The organism is Mucilaginibacter flavidus, assembly GCF_024055575.1.
GTDB lineage: Bacteria > Bacteroidota > Bacteroidia > Sphingobacteriales > Sphingobacteriaceae > Mucilaginibacter > Mucilaginibacter flavidus.
Genome location: NZ_JAMXOE010000013.1, coordinates 37815 through 52103, shown reverse-complemented (window position 1 = coordinate 52103; position 14289 = coordinate 37815). Strand labels below are relative to the sequence as shown.

Sequence of the window (14289 nt, the reverse complement as noted above, 5' to 3'; positions counted from 1 at the left end):
ACATGACAATTTCTGAAAAATTAAGCAAAGAGTTAGAACAGGTATTATCGAGAGATCCCTGGTATGGTTCTTCAGTTTATAAAATACTGGATGCGGTAAGCTTTGAAACCGCGTTTGAAAGACCGGCAGGCGCCGCCCACACTATTGCTGCAATTGTATTACACATGCTATCGTGGACGGAAGAAGTAATGGACCGGCTGAACGGCATGACGGCTTCGGTGCCCTCCAGCGGCGACTGGCCTGAACCCAGCACACCCAATGAACAAAAATGGCAGCAATATGTCAATGATTTAAAGCTGGTGAACGTAAATTTGCTGGGGATTATCCAAAACTTCGAAGAAGAAAAATGGACCGAGCCGATACTGGATGAACGTAACCCGGAACTGGGTACCGGAGTAAGCAACGAGGAACTGGTACGGGGTTTGATACAACATCATATATACCATTCGGGACAGGTAGCAATTTTAATAAGGATTATTAATGGCTGATAAAAAAACTTTGATATTAGGTGCAACACCCAACACCGGGCGCTATGCAAACCTTGCCGCCAACCGGCTGGTTAGGAGCGGGCATACAATTGTGAATGTGGGTATAAAAGAGGGTGAAGTTGCCGGTGTGCCTATTGAAAAGCCCGAAACCATTCACGACGATATCGACACCATTACCCTGTATGTTGGCCCGGCAAACCAGCAGGGCCTGTATAACTATATTTTAGCTACCAACCCCAAACGCATCATATTTAACCCCGGGACCGAAAACTCCGAGCTTCGTCGTATGGCAAATGATAAAGGAATTGAAACGGAGTATGCCTGTACGCTGGTGATGTTGTCGATAGGGCAGTATTGAATTTGATGTGTGGATGAGAAGCTTTACTATTTCAATCTTTCACAAACCTCTTTCACCGTTTCGCTTATCGGCTTAAATTCTATACTGATAGCTTTTTTAATTTTCGAGTTATCGTAATTGCGTTGCAAACTGGCTGCCTGGGCCGATACTTTATCGATAGGCGGATTTTTGCCGGTTAAAGCCCCGATTATTTTTGATGCGCGCCAGGCTATCCCCATCATCCATGGTTTGGCTAAGGTGGATGGAGGAGTAACGCCAAAGCCATTCGCTATTTCGGTAGTAAGTTGTTTGTAATTGCGGTTTTCGGGACTGATAATGTAGCGTTCGCCACAGATATCGGTATTCATCAGGGCTATCATGCATTTGGCGACGTCTTCCACGTCAACAAATCCACAACTGCCGGCGGTGTAAAATTTAAGTCCTTTATGCACGGTTTCAAAAAGTTGCCCGCTGCCTGCTGTACCTGCATTAGCGCCAATTATGATGGACGGATTTACAATAACAGCGTCCAACCCCTCAGCAATGCCGCGCCAAACTTCCATCTCGCTTTCCAGTTTTGATATGGCGTAACCGTCGGTTTCGGTAGCCTGATCCAGGTGATGGTTTTCGGTTATTAAATCGCCGGGCTTGGCAAGGCCTATGGCCGCAACTGAACTTACATGCACCAGCCGGATATTGTGCAACATGCACAGGTTAACCAAATTTGCCGTACCCATTACATTGGCATTAATCATCGGCTTTTTATCAGCCTGCTTTAATGATACCCAGGCCGCACAGTGGTACACCTGCGTTACGCCTTTAAGTGCATCTTCCAGCGCAAAAATATCCAGCATATCTGCCTCCACCCATTGTACCTGGTAAGGCAGCAAAATATCCGGGATCAATGATTGCGCCCGCCGGGTGCAGCGGATACGGTTGCCCTGCTGCAAAAGCTGCAACGCCACTTCCGAACCTAAAAAACCTGTTGCCCCGGTAACTAATATCATACTGTGTGCAAATAAACTAAGATTTATTGGATTTGAAGATTATAGGATTGAAAGACGGAGAAAAAGACGTTTCTATAGCGATGGGTTTTAAACCCATCGCTATGGTGAAGCCACGATCAAAACTAACATCTCCGCCACAAATCTTATTATCCTTCCATCCTATAAATCCTAGTTATGTTTAAAGACAGTGCAGGATAGTTAACTAAATGCATTTTCATTAACTTGCCTAACCAATTTAAAAAACATCCCTGGTTATATTTATATGAGAAAGCTCTTGTTACTGTGTGTCGCCTTTCATGTTTCGGCTATTTGTTTGGCGCAGGTTAAGGTTCAATATTTACAAACCGAAAATGCGGTTAACCCTATTTGCATAGATGCCGCTAACCCGCGGTTTAGCTGGCAACTGGATGCAGGCGACAAACGCGGCGTTATGCAAACTGCATATGAACTAAAAGTAAGCAGCGCAAAAGGCAAACACGAAGCCTGGAAAACCGGCAAGGTGTCGTCCGACCAATCGATGTATATTATCTATAAAGGCGAACCGCTGGCATCGGGGCAAAAGTATATTTGGCAGGTAAGGGTTTGGGATAACGCGGGAAAAGCCTCAGCATGGAGTGAGCCGGCCAGTTTTGGGGTGGGCATGTTAAACGCTGCCGACTGGAAAGCCAAATGGATAACCCCCGGCTTCGTCGAAGATTCGGTTAATCGCCCAAGCCCGTTATTTCGCAAAGGATTTTCGCTAAATAAAAAAGTGGCCTCTGCTATGGTTTATATTACCTCTCATGGTTTATATGAAGCCCAAATAAACGGCAAACGGGTGGGTGATGCGTTTTTAACTCCTGGCTGGACAACCTACAACAAGCGCCTTCAATACCAGGCCTATGATGTTACCAATTTGCTGCAGACGGGCGCAAACGCAGTTGGCGCAACGTTGGGCAGCGGCTGGTACCGCGGCCACATCGGTTTTTCTAACCAAAAGAACTACTACGGGAAGGACATAGCCCTGTTGCTGCAATTGGAAGTAACTTATACCGACGGCAGTACCGAAAGTATTGCTTCTGACGATACCTGGAAGTCATCTACCGGTCCGGTTAGGTTTGCCGAGATTTATGCAGGGGCAACCATTGATAACCGCATGCAGGTAAAAAATTGGTCGACAGCCGCATTTGATGATAAAAGTTGGTCGGGTGTAACGGTTAAGGATTATACAAAAAACACTTTGGTTGCTACCGTTAACGAACCGGTTAGAAAGCATGAAACCTTTAAACCGGTAAAAATATTTAAAACGCCCAAAGGCGAGGAGGTGATAGACTTTGGACAAAACCTGGTTGGTTGGGTACAAATGAAAGTGAGCGGCAACGCGGGCGATACCATCCGGTTATCTCATGCCGAGATTTTGGACAAACCCGGCAACTTTTATACCGACAACCTCCGCGCGGCACGTGCCCAGGATATATACGTTTTAAAGGGTGGCGGCGAAGAAACATTTGAACCGCAGTTCACCTGGCAGGGTTTCAGGTATATTAAAGTTGAAGGCTACAAAAAAGATTTGAACGCCGCTGCTTTTACGGCCATAGCACTATACTCGGATATGAAACCTACCGGTACATTCACCAGTTCGAATGATATGATCAACAAGTTGCAGCACAATATTCAATGGGGACAAAAGGGTAACTTTTTAGATGTACCGACCGATTGCCCGCAGCGCGATGAGCGTTTGGGCTGGACCGGCGATGCACAGGTGTTTTCGCGCACAGCAACTTATAACATGAACGTACACAACTTTTTTACCAAATGGCTTAAGGATGTTGCCGCAGACCAATACACAAGCGGCAGTGTTCCGTTTGTTATTCCTGATGTTTTAGGGAACGATAAGAACGAGCAGGGCGGCAGCACTGGCTGGTCAGATGTGTCTGTTATTGTACCATGGAACATGTACCTGGCCTACGGTGACAAGCAGATACTGGAAAACCAATACAGCAGCATGAAAGCCTGGGTAAAATATATGCAGGACAAAAGCAAGAACGACCTTTGGAACACCGGTTTTCATTTCGGCGACTGGCTTTTCTATAGTGTGAACGACGATACTGATGGGACCTCGGCCATAACAAGCAAATTTTTAATTGCGCAGTGCTTCTGGGCACATTCAACCCAACTGATGATAGACGCCGCCAGGGTGCTTGGAAAAAAAGATGACGAGGCTGTTTATACCGCTTCGCTGGCCAGTATAAAAAAGGCATTTGTTAACGAATATGTTACGCCAAATGGCCTGATATCATCAGATACCCAAACTGCCTATGTACTGGCCCTGGAATTTGATATGCTGCCCGAAAACTTAAGGCAGCAGGCATCAGACAGGCTGGCAAATAACATCCGCAGGTATGGTAACCACCTTACTACCGGTTTTTTAGGAACACCATACCTGTGCCATGTGCTGAGCCGCTTTAACCATGCTGATGTGGCTTACCGCCTGCTATTACAGGACACCTATCCTTCATGGCTTTACCCTGTAAAAATGGGCGCCACAACCATTTGGGAAAGATGGGACGGCATACGCCCCGATGGCTCGCTTGAAACCCCGACCATGAACTCCTACAATCACTATGCGTACGGCGCTATTGGCGATTGGATGTACCGCGTTGTGGCCGGCATCGATACAAAAGAAGAAGGCCCGGGTTATAAACAAATTATTATAAAACCAACCCCCGGCGGCAACATGACCAACATTGAGGCCGACTACAATACCAACTACGGTAAAGTAAGCTCGCACTGGAAAATTGATGGCGGTAATTTGTTGATGCATGTGGAGATACCCGCAAACACTACCGCTACGGTTTACATACCTGCGGCGAATGCAGCCGGCATAACCGAAAAAGGTGTGGCGCTGTCATCTGCACCAGGGGTGACGATGGCAAATGAATCGACTACAGGGTATGTGGCGGTAAATGTGGGTTCGGGTGTTTATGATTTTAGTACGGCAAAGCCGTAAACACACCGGCTGTAGGGGCGTATTGCATATGCCCTCTTACGCCGTTGTTGGTGTTGTCACCAACAACAGATGATTTTTGTGAGGTCGAAAATGCCGGCGGATTATTGGAAAATGTAAACATTTTGCAAACCCATTCTTGTTGGTGACAACACCAACAAGGGCGTAGGCCGTAATGACAAAAATTGGAGAACCGGGACAAAAAATAATTACAATTGGGCGTATGCAATACGCCCCTACAATAAATCAAACCAATAAACCAAAACCATGGGCATTATTTTCGGCGTATTTTTTCATTTCATCGGGGGTTTTGCCTCGGGCAGTTTCTACATCCCTTACAAAAAAGTTAAAGGCTGGGCCTGGGAGAGCATGTGGATTGTGGGTGGCATATTTTCCTGGCTGATTGTTCCGCCATTGGCTGCGTGGATAACCATCCCTGGTTTTATGGATATCATTAAACAAACCGGCTATGACGTATTGGGTTGGACCTACCTGATGGGCGTTCTGTGGGGTATCGGCGGTTTAACCTATGGACTTGGCGTGCGCTACCTGGGGGTATCATTAGGCAGTACCATTATTCTCGGCCTGTGTGCTGTATTTGGCTCGCTGGTACCATCAGTTTACTATAACTTCTTTCCGAAAGAAGGTAAAGATACTATCACCATACTCACCACCTCGCACTGGGGGCAAATGGTTTTGCTTGGCATTGCTATCTGCGTGCTGGGTATTATTATCTGCGGCAAAGCCGGTATGATGAAGGAAAAAGACCTGGCTAAAAACTCGGAGGCTAAAGCCGAAAATAAAGACTACCGTTTCGGCCTTGGCATTTTTGTAGCGATAGTATCGGGCATTTTAAGTGCCTGTTTTAACTTTGGTCTTGAAGCCGGGAAATCAATGGCTGACGTGGCAAATGCGGCCCATTTAGCCTTACATCCCGGCGAAACATCGTTTCTATACCGCAATAATGTGGTTTACATAGTAGTGCTATGGGGCGGGCTGACCACCAATTTTATCTGGTGCATGATATTAAATGCCCGCAACAAAACCTTTGGTGATTATACCAACCAGAAAAGCCCGTTGCTAAAAAACTACCTGTTTGCGGCATTGGCAGGCACAACATGGTTTTTACAGTTCTTTTTTTACGGCATGGGCGAAAGCAGGCTGGGTAACGGCGCAAGCTCATGGATACTCCACATGGCTTTTATTATCCTGATAGCCAACATGTGGGGCTTGATTTTAAAGGAATGGAAGGGCGTAAGTAAAAAGGCGTTTAACACGGTGATATTGGGTATTGCCGTTATTATAGTATCGGTTTTGGTGGTTGGGTACGGGAATGCGATTAAATAGATGTGAGACTTGAATCAGGAATCAAGCTACTGATATTAAAGCGCTTCGGTTTAACACCGGGGCGTTTTTTTTAAGCGCTTCAGCGCCGTGCAGAATAATCACCATTTGTCTAAAACTTTTTCTTAGTCGTTCCATTATTAGTATAGTAAACATTACTAATTTGCTGCTACAAAATGAAAAAGGTCTGCCTGGTATTGCTGTTCTCAATAACGCTTTGCCGGGTAATGGCACAAGGTAGCTGGCAACTTAAAAAAAACGAAAACGGTATCTTCGTTTACACCCGTACGGCGGCAAACGGAAACCTGAAAGAACTTAGGGTGGTCTGCGAGTTCGACGCCACTAAAGCACAACTGATAACAACCCTTCAGGATATTGACCACTACAAAGACTGGGTATACTCGAGCAAAAAAACTGAGATCTTAAAAACCCCGTCGGCTCAAAAGACTATTTATTACACGCAATCCAACTTACCCTGGCCAATTAAAGACCGCGATTTGGTTGTAGAGCTCGACATTGGCCCGCCGGAAGCGGATGTTTTGTATATCCAGGCAAAAAGTCTGCCGGCCTATCTGCCAAAGAACGACAAATTTGTTCGCGTTCCGTATTCACTTGCAACATGGAAGATAACCCAGGCGCCCGATAGGAAGCTAAAAATTGACTACACCTTTAGCGTCGACCCGGGAGGCAGTATCCCTTCCTGGTTGGTGAACGCAACCATGTCCATTGGACCCTATAATTCATTCGTTAAGCTTAAGGAGGTATTAAAGCAGGGGAAGCGTAACTAGTAGTCTTAAGCCCTAAGTAAAAGGGCAGTTTTCCCTGACTCTGGACTCAAGACTAACGACTTAAGACTAATAAGTAAACCCCGGAAAAACGATATGAAAAATACTCCACCACTCTACTTCCAACGAAAAGTACAGCTTAAACGGGCCCTGTATAAGTAGGGTCTCCCCGTTCTCTAAAACAGCATCATACCTCACGCCACCTTCCGCGTGGCCGAGGCCGCCATTTTCATTCAATTCAAATTTTATTTCTTTAATAAAATAGTCTTCGTTTTTAAACTCCCGGTAAGCGGCGAAGATATTATTCATTTGTGCGATGACATCCTTTTTGCTCATTATCAGCCTGTCGGGTAAAATAAACTGGTTGGCAAGTTCCCAACTGTATTCGCCAAAACTTTGTTTAAACCACTCCGTCATAAACTCCGTTGTGCGGTTCTGAATGTCTTTTTTATGATTTGGGTGAAATTCCTCGTAATCAAAATTGGTGGTCATTCCCGGCACCGAAAAATCGTCGGTTTCCTTTTCAAACAATTCTTCGGTAATAAACTGGTAGCGGGTGCGGCTATCGCATTCATCATCAAAATGCACTACAATGTTTTTAGCGGCCAGCAGGTCGGTAACCTTTTGAAGTTCGGTGCCAATAGAGGCCTTGTCCAAATCATCCGCTTTTATAAATTCCGGTCTGCCCAGCAGATCGTATATCAAAATCCGTTTGGCGTTGGCATAATTCTGTTCAAAAGCAAAAATATTTTTCAGGAACTCATTCTCCATTTCGGGCGGCAAATTACCCGAACTATGCGACTCCCCGCCCAATTCGGCCTGCAGTTTTAAACGCAGCAACTCGTTTTCCATGCGTAGGTTTTCTTCGGGGTCATCGCTTAGGGGCTGGTTGGTTAAATCGTCGTTGTTACTCATTCGAATAAGGTTTTATTGTTGAATCAAATTTAACGGATAGGGTGGAAAAAGCAAAAGAAATACACATAAATCCTTTAACGCTCTTTCCCCTGTCAACTCTTAACAGTCAACAGGGAAATCGCTTTTAAAAAGGAGGCTCCTCCGGGAGCCTGAAAAATGTGTGGGCCATTGTCTATAAACAGGCCGCTCCTCCGGAGCTAAAACAGCAAACAGCTCGACTCCAGCGGAGTCACCTGTTTATAGGCAAAGACAAATCGAAAATTCGGGCTCCGGAGGTGCCTCCTTGTAACACAAAGAGTTTAAAAGCGATTTCCCTGTAACAGCCAACTGATCTTTGTGGCTCCGCTAAATTTTTATATTTTTAGGCTCCCCTGCCATCCAGTTTAAACCATGATTAAACGTTTACTTTTCCTGTTACTTTTAATGCCCGCAATGCGCTCTTTAGCGCAGGATGCCGACTTTTTCAAACCTGACAGCGTCCGCAGGCAATTAAAGGCTGTCAAAATCTCCACCACGATTAATATTGATGGTAAGCTTGATGAGCAGGAATGGGCCCTTGCACCGCCTTCGCCACAATTTATCCAGGTTGAACCAAACCAGGGCAAGCCAACTGCCTTCGAGACCCGGGTGAAAGTGCTTTACAATCAAAAATATTTGTATTTCGGCATCATATTAAACGACCCGCTGGGTAAAAAGGCCATCCGCGCTACCGATTTTATCCGCGATTTTGATTTTATGAAGCACGACTTGATAAACCTGTCGTTCGATGCTTTTAATGATAAGCGCAATGCCATGGTGTTTGCCACCAATGCCTATGGCGTGCAGCGCGACTTGCTGGCTTTTGACGATTTATATTTTGATATCGACTGGAACGGCCTTTGGGAAGTACGCACTGCCCGGTCTGACTCGGGTTGGGTAGCCGAAATTGCCATCCCCTGGAAAACGCTGCGCTACCCCAAACGGGTAGATACCATACAAAGCTGGGGACTGAATATTTACCGCAACCGCAGGCTCACCAACGAAATCAGCGCATTTTCGCCGTTTCCGCGGGTGTTCAGCGCAACGCACATGAACTACGCAGGCGAGCTTACCAACCTGCAGCCACCGCCGCCAGCCACAAATATCCGGGTGCAGCCTTATATTTTGACCTCGTACGATCATTACAGCAATTTAGGTGCAGATGTGAAACCTCAAAGCACACATTTTAAGGCCGGCGGCGATTTAAAATGGGCCATCAACTCCAACGCCATCCTCGATTTAACAGCACATACCGATTTTGCCCAGGCCGATGCCGATTTGCAGGTAAACAATATCACCCGTTTCTCAGTTTTCTTTCCCGAAAAACGGCAGTTTTTTTTAGAGAATGCCTCGCTGTTTGGCGTCGGTGTAAGCCAGTTTGCAGATGGATCGGGCGGGGCGATGCGGTACCAGCCTTTTTTCAGCCGCAATATAGGTTTGGATGATAACGGCAATCCAATCCCGATTGTAGGTGGCGGGCGTTTCGTTTATCGCTCATCGAACCTCAATTATGGTGCAATTGTAATGCGACAGGGAGGGGACAATGACCTGCCCGGCACTAATTTTTTTGTAGGGCGGGTGTCTGAAAACTTTGGCAGCCAAAATAGGATTGGCGCGTTAGTGAGCGTTAAAAATCAGCCCGGCGTTTCAAATGTGGAAAGTACTGTTGATGGTTTTTTCCGGCTTGGCGAGTCGCAATCAATCAACGCTATTTTAACCCAATCAACCACTACCAATACGGGTAAAAAAGGGTTTGGAGGGGTGATGCAATACATCAACTCGACCAACCAATATAAAATATGGTGGACAGAATCGCTCATCACTAAAGACTTTGACCCGCAGCTTGGCTTCGTATCCCGTAAGGATATCATTGGCACCACGCCGGGCATGAATTATTATTACCGGGGTGGGCTGCTGCCGTTTAAAAGCCTCATCCGCGCATTTGAGCCCGGGATATTGCCGGAGCTTTATTATACAGCATCAACTGGTAAATTTGCCGAAATGAGCCTGGCGTTCTATCCTATCTGGTTTAACCTACAAAGCGGGGCCTACCTGGGCTATGGATTTACGCCTACAAGGCAGCATTTAACGGAGGTATTTGCCCCGCTCGACGTCAACATTGCGCCCGGTGATTATAATTACACGGTGCACAATATCCTGCTGAGTACCGACCCTTCAAAAATCATCAATCTAATGCTCGACTGGAAAACCGGCACCTACTTTAACGGGCATTTAACTTCGGCGGACTGGAAACTGCAATTTGCGCCCATTCCCCATATTTCGCTGCTGGGCGAGTTCAACCAAAACCATTTTACCGGCGTAGGCGAGCAAAAAGTAAACAAAAATGTAAACCTGTACATATTGCAGGGCCGCTTTGCGCTTAATCCGCGCGTGCAGCTTACGGGCATCTACCAAAAAAACTCGTTTGATAACGCCGACAATTACAATATCCGCCTGTCGTGGGAGTTTTCGCCGTTGTCGTATGTTTACCTTATCTACAACCGGGGCGTGGCCGGCGTGGCCAACACTTTAACGGTGCACCCGCAGACTGAAGACCATTTAATTGCGAAGATTAGTTATTTGCAGCAGTTTTAGGAGGCGATTCTTTTAAATATTACAAAACCGGCCCGGTGTTTGGCGGACAGATTTTCTTGTTTTAAAGTGGCCGGCATAACACCGCCATAAGCTATTTTTTACGAAAAGTACTGACACTGATTTGTCAGTACTTTTCGTGTTTTCAGGGTGGCAAATAAGGCAAAAAGTGCATTATCAATACAGAAACAAGCTTTTTAGCGAGTTGGGTTGACTTTTTCCTGTTTCACCCTGTTTATTGTGTTTCACTGTGTACAGCAACGTAAAACTATACAATAATGCACGCTCCCCAAATGCTTTTCAATCTCCCCAAGCCTGGTAATCCTACCCTCAAACAATTCCCCCTCCCCACTGTTATCTCTATAACTCAATTATAAAAACCAAGCGCATTCCGTTTGCCCATAATCTCAACGTTATCAGCCGGCCCGAATTACCCCAGGTTAAAATAATTTGATTGAGCTAAAAACAAATTAACAAATACAAGCTTTAATAGCAAAAAAACACAAGCTCCTATGGAAGAAGAGGTTATGATACCGGCCTGGAAAAAATGGTTTGAAGGCGTTGGCGACCAGGTGGCGTTTTTCTTTAAATTTTTCAAAAACATTTTTGTGGGTGGTTTTGAATGGTCGGAATTTGTGCGCCAGTGTTTTGAAATTGGCTACCGCTCGCTGATGCTGGTAGGCATTACCTCGTTTATTATGGGCGTAGTGCTGATATTGCAGCTGCGGCCCACCCTGGTGGCTTTCGGCGCGGCAAGCATGCTGCCAAAAACGTTGTCGGTTTCATTTATTCGCGAAATTGGGCCGGTTATCATCGCCATAATTTGCGCGGGTAAAATAGCCTCGAGCATAGGCGCCGAGCTGGGCAGCATGAAGGTGACCGAGCAACTGGATGCCATGGAGGTATCAGGGGCAAACCCAACGCAATATTTGGTGGTTACCCGCATTATTGCCACAACCATAATGGTGCCTATACTATCAATATTTGGCGACGCCATTGGGCTGTTCGGTGGTTTTTTGGCGCTCAATATCCGCGACAGCATAAGCTTCCAGCTATATTTTACGAAGGTAATTGCAGCACTTGATTTTACCGATTTTATTCCGGCATTGGTAAAAACCATATTTTTTGGCTTCGCCATTGGTTTTGTAGGTTGCTACAAAGGGTTCACATCAAACAAAGGCACCGAAAGCGTTGGGATAGCGGCAAACTCGGCAGTGGTAACGGCTTCTCTTTGGATTTTTGTTATCGATGCCATTGCCGTACAGGTAACCAGTTTATTATTTTATAAATAACATGGAAGCGGACAAAACAAAAAACGGACAAAAACATACCGCTACCGATAAACGGGAAACTGTTATTTGCGTTTCGGGATTGAAAAAATCATTCGGCACAAAAAAGGTGCTCAAAGATATAAACCTCGACCTCCGGAAAGGCGAGAACATCGTTATCCTTGGTCGCTCCGGTACCGGCAAATCGGTGACTATACAATGTATCGTAGGCATGCTGAAACCAACTGAAGGTTCGGTTAAGGTGTTTGGACGGGAGGTGTCGGAACTATCAGACGACGAGTTGAAAGAAATGCGGATGAAGATCGGTTTCCTGTTTCAAAGCGGCGCCCTGTACGACTCGATGACCGTTCGCGAAAACCTTGAGTTTCCGCTTACCCGCGTTCTGAAATTGACCGACCAAGCCGAAATAGATAAAAAGGTTGAAGACGCCCTTGAAAGCGTAGGCCTGCTGGATGCGATTGATAAACTGCCGTCGGACCTATCAGGCGGCATGCGCAAGCGGGCAGGCCTGGCACGAACCATTATTGTGAACCCCGAGATTATGTTGTACGACGAACCAACAACGGGCCTCGATCCTATTACCTCGCGGGAGATTAGCGACCTTATTTTAAACATTCAAAAAAAGCTAAAAACGTCATCCATCATTATTACTCACGACATGGAATGTGCACGCATTGCGTCAGACCGGGTGGTGATTATGGACGATGGCAAATACATTGCAGAGGGCACGTTTGACGAGCTGCATAAATCAAAAAATGAAATTGTAAAATCATATTTTCTGGATATATCATGAAAGCAACAGCATCACAAAAAATAAAAATTGGCATATTTACCTTTGTAGGTTTACTGGTGCTGGTATTAATAGTCTTTTTTATAGGCAACAAAAAAAACCTGTTCAGTTCAACCTTTGGGGTTTACGGCACCTTTAAAAATGTAAACGGCCTGCAGGTGGGTAACAATGTACGCTTTGCCGGTATAAACGTGGGCGTAGTGCAAAACATTACTATTGTAACCGACAGTTCGGTACGGGTTGATCTTACCCTAAACGACGAGGTAAAGAAATTTATAAAAACCGACTCAAAAATCAGCATAGGCAGCGATGGCCTGATGGGCGATAAGCTGGTGGTTATTGCCCCAGGCGGCGTTACAAGCACCACCCCGGTATCCCCCGGCGGGCAACTGGCATCAATACCCCCGCTTGATGTTGACAAGATAATAAACAAGCTGACAAAGGTGGCTGATAATGCCGAATCGCTGACATCCGGGCTATCGGAAATTGTGGCTAAAATAAATAGCGGCAAAGGTAGTATCGGGCGTTTGCTGAACAGCGATAAATTATCGAAAGACCTGGAAGGTACCGTTAGACAGGCCAAAACGACTATGGCTAACGTGCACGCTACCACCACAACGTTAAATACCGACTTGAAGGCTGCGCAAAGTAATTTTCTGTTAAAGGGTTTCTTTAATAAAAAGAAGAAAAAAGCCCAGCAGGATTCAATCAAAAAAGCGAAGGCCGCCGAGGATGCCAAGAAACCGAAAACGGATCAACAGTAGGGCTTTTTGCGTTTTGAATTTGGCGTCCGTAATTCCAGGGGTCAGTAATTTATATACTGTTCAGTAAACGTTCCATCAGCATAAAAATCGATCAGACCGTAACCGGCGGCGGTTTGGCGTTTGTTGCCTTCCCACCAGGCGCCGCTAACCGCCCCGTTACATATATAGGTTACGTTGTTATAAACCACCTTGTCGCGCAGGTGTATATGGCCGCTTAGGCACAATTTTACGTTGGGATGCAGATAAAACAGATCGACTATTTTACCGGTATCGGTATGCATATCGCCGCCTAATATTTCCCATTTATTGCTGCCGTCAGCAATATCATCCACCATTAGTGTTGCTGATAAAATAGGAATATGCGATAACACACAAACGGGCATTGTCGCGGGTGTGTTTTGAAGTTCTGTTTGCAGCCAGGTAAATTGCTCGTCGCCAAGTTTACCGATATACCATGTGTTATCAATATCCAGGTGGACACTATCCAACATAATAAACTTCCAGCCATTTTTTATGAAGCTATAGTACGGAGTTGCCAGCTTCAATTGGTCCATCGAGTACTTTTTGCCGTACAGGGTTTGGCCTTTATCGTTTTCGCTCCACCATACATCATGATTGCCCAAAACATAATGCATGGGCAGGTTGCATTCCGCTTTAAGGGTTTTGTGCCACAGGCTCCATTGGGAGTTTATAACATCGAGGTTTTCTTTATTTACATCAAAGACCACATCGCCGCCATTTAATATAAAATCAACGCCGGGCTGTTGCTGCACGTGCTGAAGGCATTTTGCAAAACGCGCCGGCGCATCCCACTTATCTTTTAAATGGATGTCGGTGAGATGGGCAACCCGCAGCACTGGTTTTTTATCCGTCGCAATTGCGCCGAAAGAAGGCAGCGCCGGGATTAACAGCAGCCCGCCAAGGTTTTTTATAAGCGATCGTCGTTGCATGTTTTTTGCATTTATAAAAGACGA

The 14289-nt window shown here is 45.8% G+C and carries 13 protein-coding genes; 9 read left to right on the top strand and 4 right to left on the bottom strand.

Features of this window, described 5'->3' with window-relative positions:
- The first annotated feature begins 2 nt into the window (after positions 1-2).
- Complete coding sequence (locus NAF19_RS18340; RefSeq protein ID WP_252791784.1) at positions 3-488, top strand: DinB family protein; 486 nt, start codon at positions 3-5, stop codon at positions 486-488.
- On the top strand, positions 481-846 hold the full coding sequence (locus NAF19_RS18335; RefSeq protein WP_252791783.1) for a CoA-binding protein: 366 nt from the start codon (positions 481-483) through the stop codon (positions 844-846). Before NAF19_RS18340 ends, NAF19_RS18335 begins: the two co-directional genes overlap by 8 nt.
- A 26-nt stretch (positions 847-872) precedes the next feature.
- Here NAF19_RS18335 and NAF19_RS18330 read toward each other — a convergent pair whose 3' ends face one another.
- Positions 873-1832 (bottom strand): NAD-dependent epimerase/dehydratase family protein, encoded by a 960-nt coding sequence (locus NAF19_RS18330; protein WP_252791782.1) that lies wholly within the window; start codon positions 1830-1832, stop codon positions 873-875.
- 262 nt (positions 1833-2094) lie between these two features.
- Here NAF19_RS18330 and NAF19_RS18325 point away from each other — a divergent pair, with 262 nt between their 5' ends.
- Complete coding sequence (locus NAF19_RS18325; RefSeq protein WP_252791781.1) at positions 2095-4821, top strand: glycoside hydrolase family 78 protein; 2727 nt, start codon at positions 2095-2097, stop codon at positions 4819-4821.
- Here NAF19_RS18325 and NAF19_RS18320 read toward each other — a convergent pair.
- Complete coding sequence (locus tag NAF19_RS18320) at positions 4802-4942, bottom strand: hypothetical protein (protein ID WP_252791780.1); 141 nt, start codon at positions 4940-4942, stop codon at positions 4802-4804. The two genes, NAF19_RS18325 and NAF19_RS18320, sit on opposite strands and share 20 nt — an antisense overlap.
- Before the next feature lie 143 nt (positions 4943-5085).
- Between NAF19_RS18320 and rhaT the strand changes: the two genes are divergently transcribed.
- Positions 5086-6165, top strand: a complete 1080-nt coding sequence (gene rhaT / locus NAF19_RS18315) for an L-rhamnose/proton symporter RhaT (RefSeq protein ID WP_252791779.1) — start codon at positions 5086-5088, stop codon at positions 6163-6165.
- 173 nt (positions 6166-6338) lie between these two features.
- Positions 6339-6950 carry an START domain-containing protein gene (locus NAF19_RS18310; protein WP_252791778.1) on the top strand — a complete coding sequence of 204 codons (612 nt, stop codon included), beginning with the start codon at positions 6339-6341 and terminating at the stop codon, positions 6948-6950.
- A 66-nt stretch (positions 6951-7016) separates the two neighbouring features.
- On the opposite strand, the gene NAF19_RS18305 is transcribed toward NAF19_RS18310, so the two are convergent.
- Positions 7017-7862 carry a hypothetical protein gene (locus NAF19_RS18305; RefSeq protein ID WP_252791777.1) on the bottom strand — a complete coding sequence of 282 codons (846 nt, stop codon included), beginning with the start codon at positions 7860-7862 and terminating at the stop codon, positions 7017-7019.
- Positions 7863-8252: 390 nt separating this feature from the next.
- Here NAF19_RS18305 and NAF19_RS18300 point away from each other — a divergent pair, with 390 nt between their 5' ends.
- The 4 genes from NAF19_RS18300 to NAF19_RS18285 all read left to right on the top strand — a co-directional run bounded on the left by NAF19_RS18300 (position 8253) and on the right by NAF19_RS18285 (position 13315).
- Positions 8253-10475 (top strand): carbohydrate binding family 9 domain-containing protein, encoded by a 2223-nt coding sequence (locus NAF19_RS18300; RefSeq protein ID WP_252791776.1) that lies wholly within the window; start codon positions 8253-8255, stop codon positions 10473-10475.
- Positions 10476-10984: 509 nt separating this feature from the next.
- Positions 10985-11764 (top strand): MlaE family ABC transporter permease, encoded by a 780-nt coding sequence (locus NAF19_RS18295; protein ID WP_252791775.1) that lies wholly within the window; start codon positions 10985-10987, stop codon positions 11762-11764.
- Between the two features lies 1 nt (position 11765).
- The gene (locus tag NAF19_RS18290) at positions 11766-12554 is read left to right on the top strand and encodes an ABC transporter ATP-binding protein (protein WP_252791774.1); all 789 of its coding nucleotides are present in this window, start codon (positions 11766-11768) and stop codon (positions 12552-12554) included.
- Positions 12551-13315 (top strand): MlaD family protein, encoded by a 765-nt coding sequence (locus NAF19_RS18285; RefSeq protein ID WP_252791773.1) that lies wholly within the window; start codon positions 12551-12553, stop codon positions 13313-13315. Before NAF19_RS18290 ends, NAF19_RS18285 begins: the two co-directional genes overlap by 4 nt.
- A gap of 41 nt (positions 13316-13356) precedes the next feature.
- Here the strand turns inward: NAF19_RS18285 and NAF19_RS18280 are convergent, their stop codons facing one another.
- Positions 13357-14265, bottom strand: coding sequence for a metallophosphoesterase family protein (locus NAF19_RS18280; RefSeq protein ID WP_252791772.1), 909 nt, complete (start codon positions 14263-14265; stop codon positions 13357-13359).
- Positions 14266-14289: the final 24 nt, after the last annotated feature.

Excerpts from the sequence above, each read along its gene's own strand:
- NAF19_RS18340 (WP_252791784.1), top strand. The coding sequence starts at position 3 with ATGACAATTTCTGAAAAATTAAGCAAAGAGTTAGAACAGGTATTATCG.
- NAF19_RS18335 (WP_252791783.1), top strand. The coding sequence starts at position 481 with ATGGCTGATAAAAAAACTTTGATATTAGGTGCAACACCCAACACCGGG.
- NAF19_RS18330 (WP_252791782.1), bottom strand. The coding sequence starts at position 1,832 with ATGATATTAGTTACCGGGGCAACAGGTTTTTTAGGTTCGGAAGTGGCG.
- NAF19_RS18325 (WP_252791781.1), top strand. The coding sequence starts at position 2,095 with ATGAGAAAGCTCTTGTTACTGTGTGTCGCCTTTCATGTTTCGGCTATT.
- NAF19_RS18320 (WP_252791780.1), bottom strand. The coding sequence starts at position 4,942 with ATGTTTACATTTTCCAATAATCCGCCGGCATTTTCGACCTCACAAAAA.
- rhaT (WP_252791779.1), top strand. The coding sequence starts at position 5,086 with ATGGGCATTATTTTCGGCGTATTTTTTCATTTCATCGGGGGTTTTGCC.
- NAF19_RS18310 (WP_252791778.1), top strand. The coding sequence starts at position 6,339 with ATGAAAAAGGTCTGCCTGGTATTGCTGTTCTCAATAACGCTTTGCCGG.
- NAF19_RS18305 (WP_252791777.1), bottom strand. The coding sequence starts at position 7,862 with ATGAGTAACAACGACGATTTAACCAACCAGCCCCTAAGCGATGACCCC.
- NAF19_RS18300 (WP_252791776.1), top strand. The coding sequence starts at position 8,253 with ATGATTAAACGTTTACTTTTCCTGTTACTTTTAATGCCCGCAATGCGC.
- NAF19_RS18295 (WP_252791775.1), top strand. The coding sequence starts at position 10,985 with ATGGAAGAAGAGGTTATGATACCGGCCTGGAAAAAATGGTTTGAAGGC.
- NAF19_RS18290 (WP_252791774.1), top strand. The coding sequence starts at position 11,766 with ATGGAAGCGGACAAAACAAAAAACGGACAAAAACATACCGCTACCGAT.
- NAF19_RS18285 (WP_252791773.1), top strand. The coding sequence starts at position 12,551 with ATGAAAGCAACAGCATCACAAAAAATAAAAATTGGCATATTTACCTTT.
- NAF19_RS18280 (WP_252791772.1), bottom strand. The coding sequence starts at position 14,265 with ATGCAACGACGATCGCTTATAAAAAACCTTGGCGGGCTGCTGTTAATC.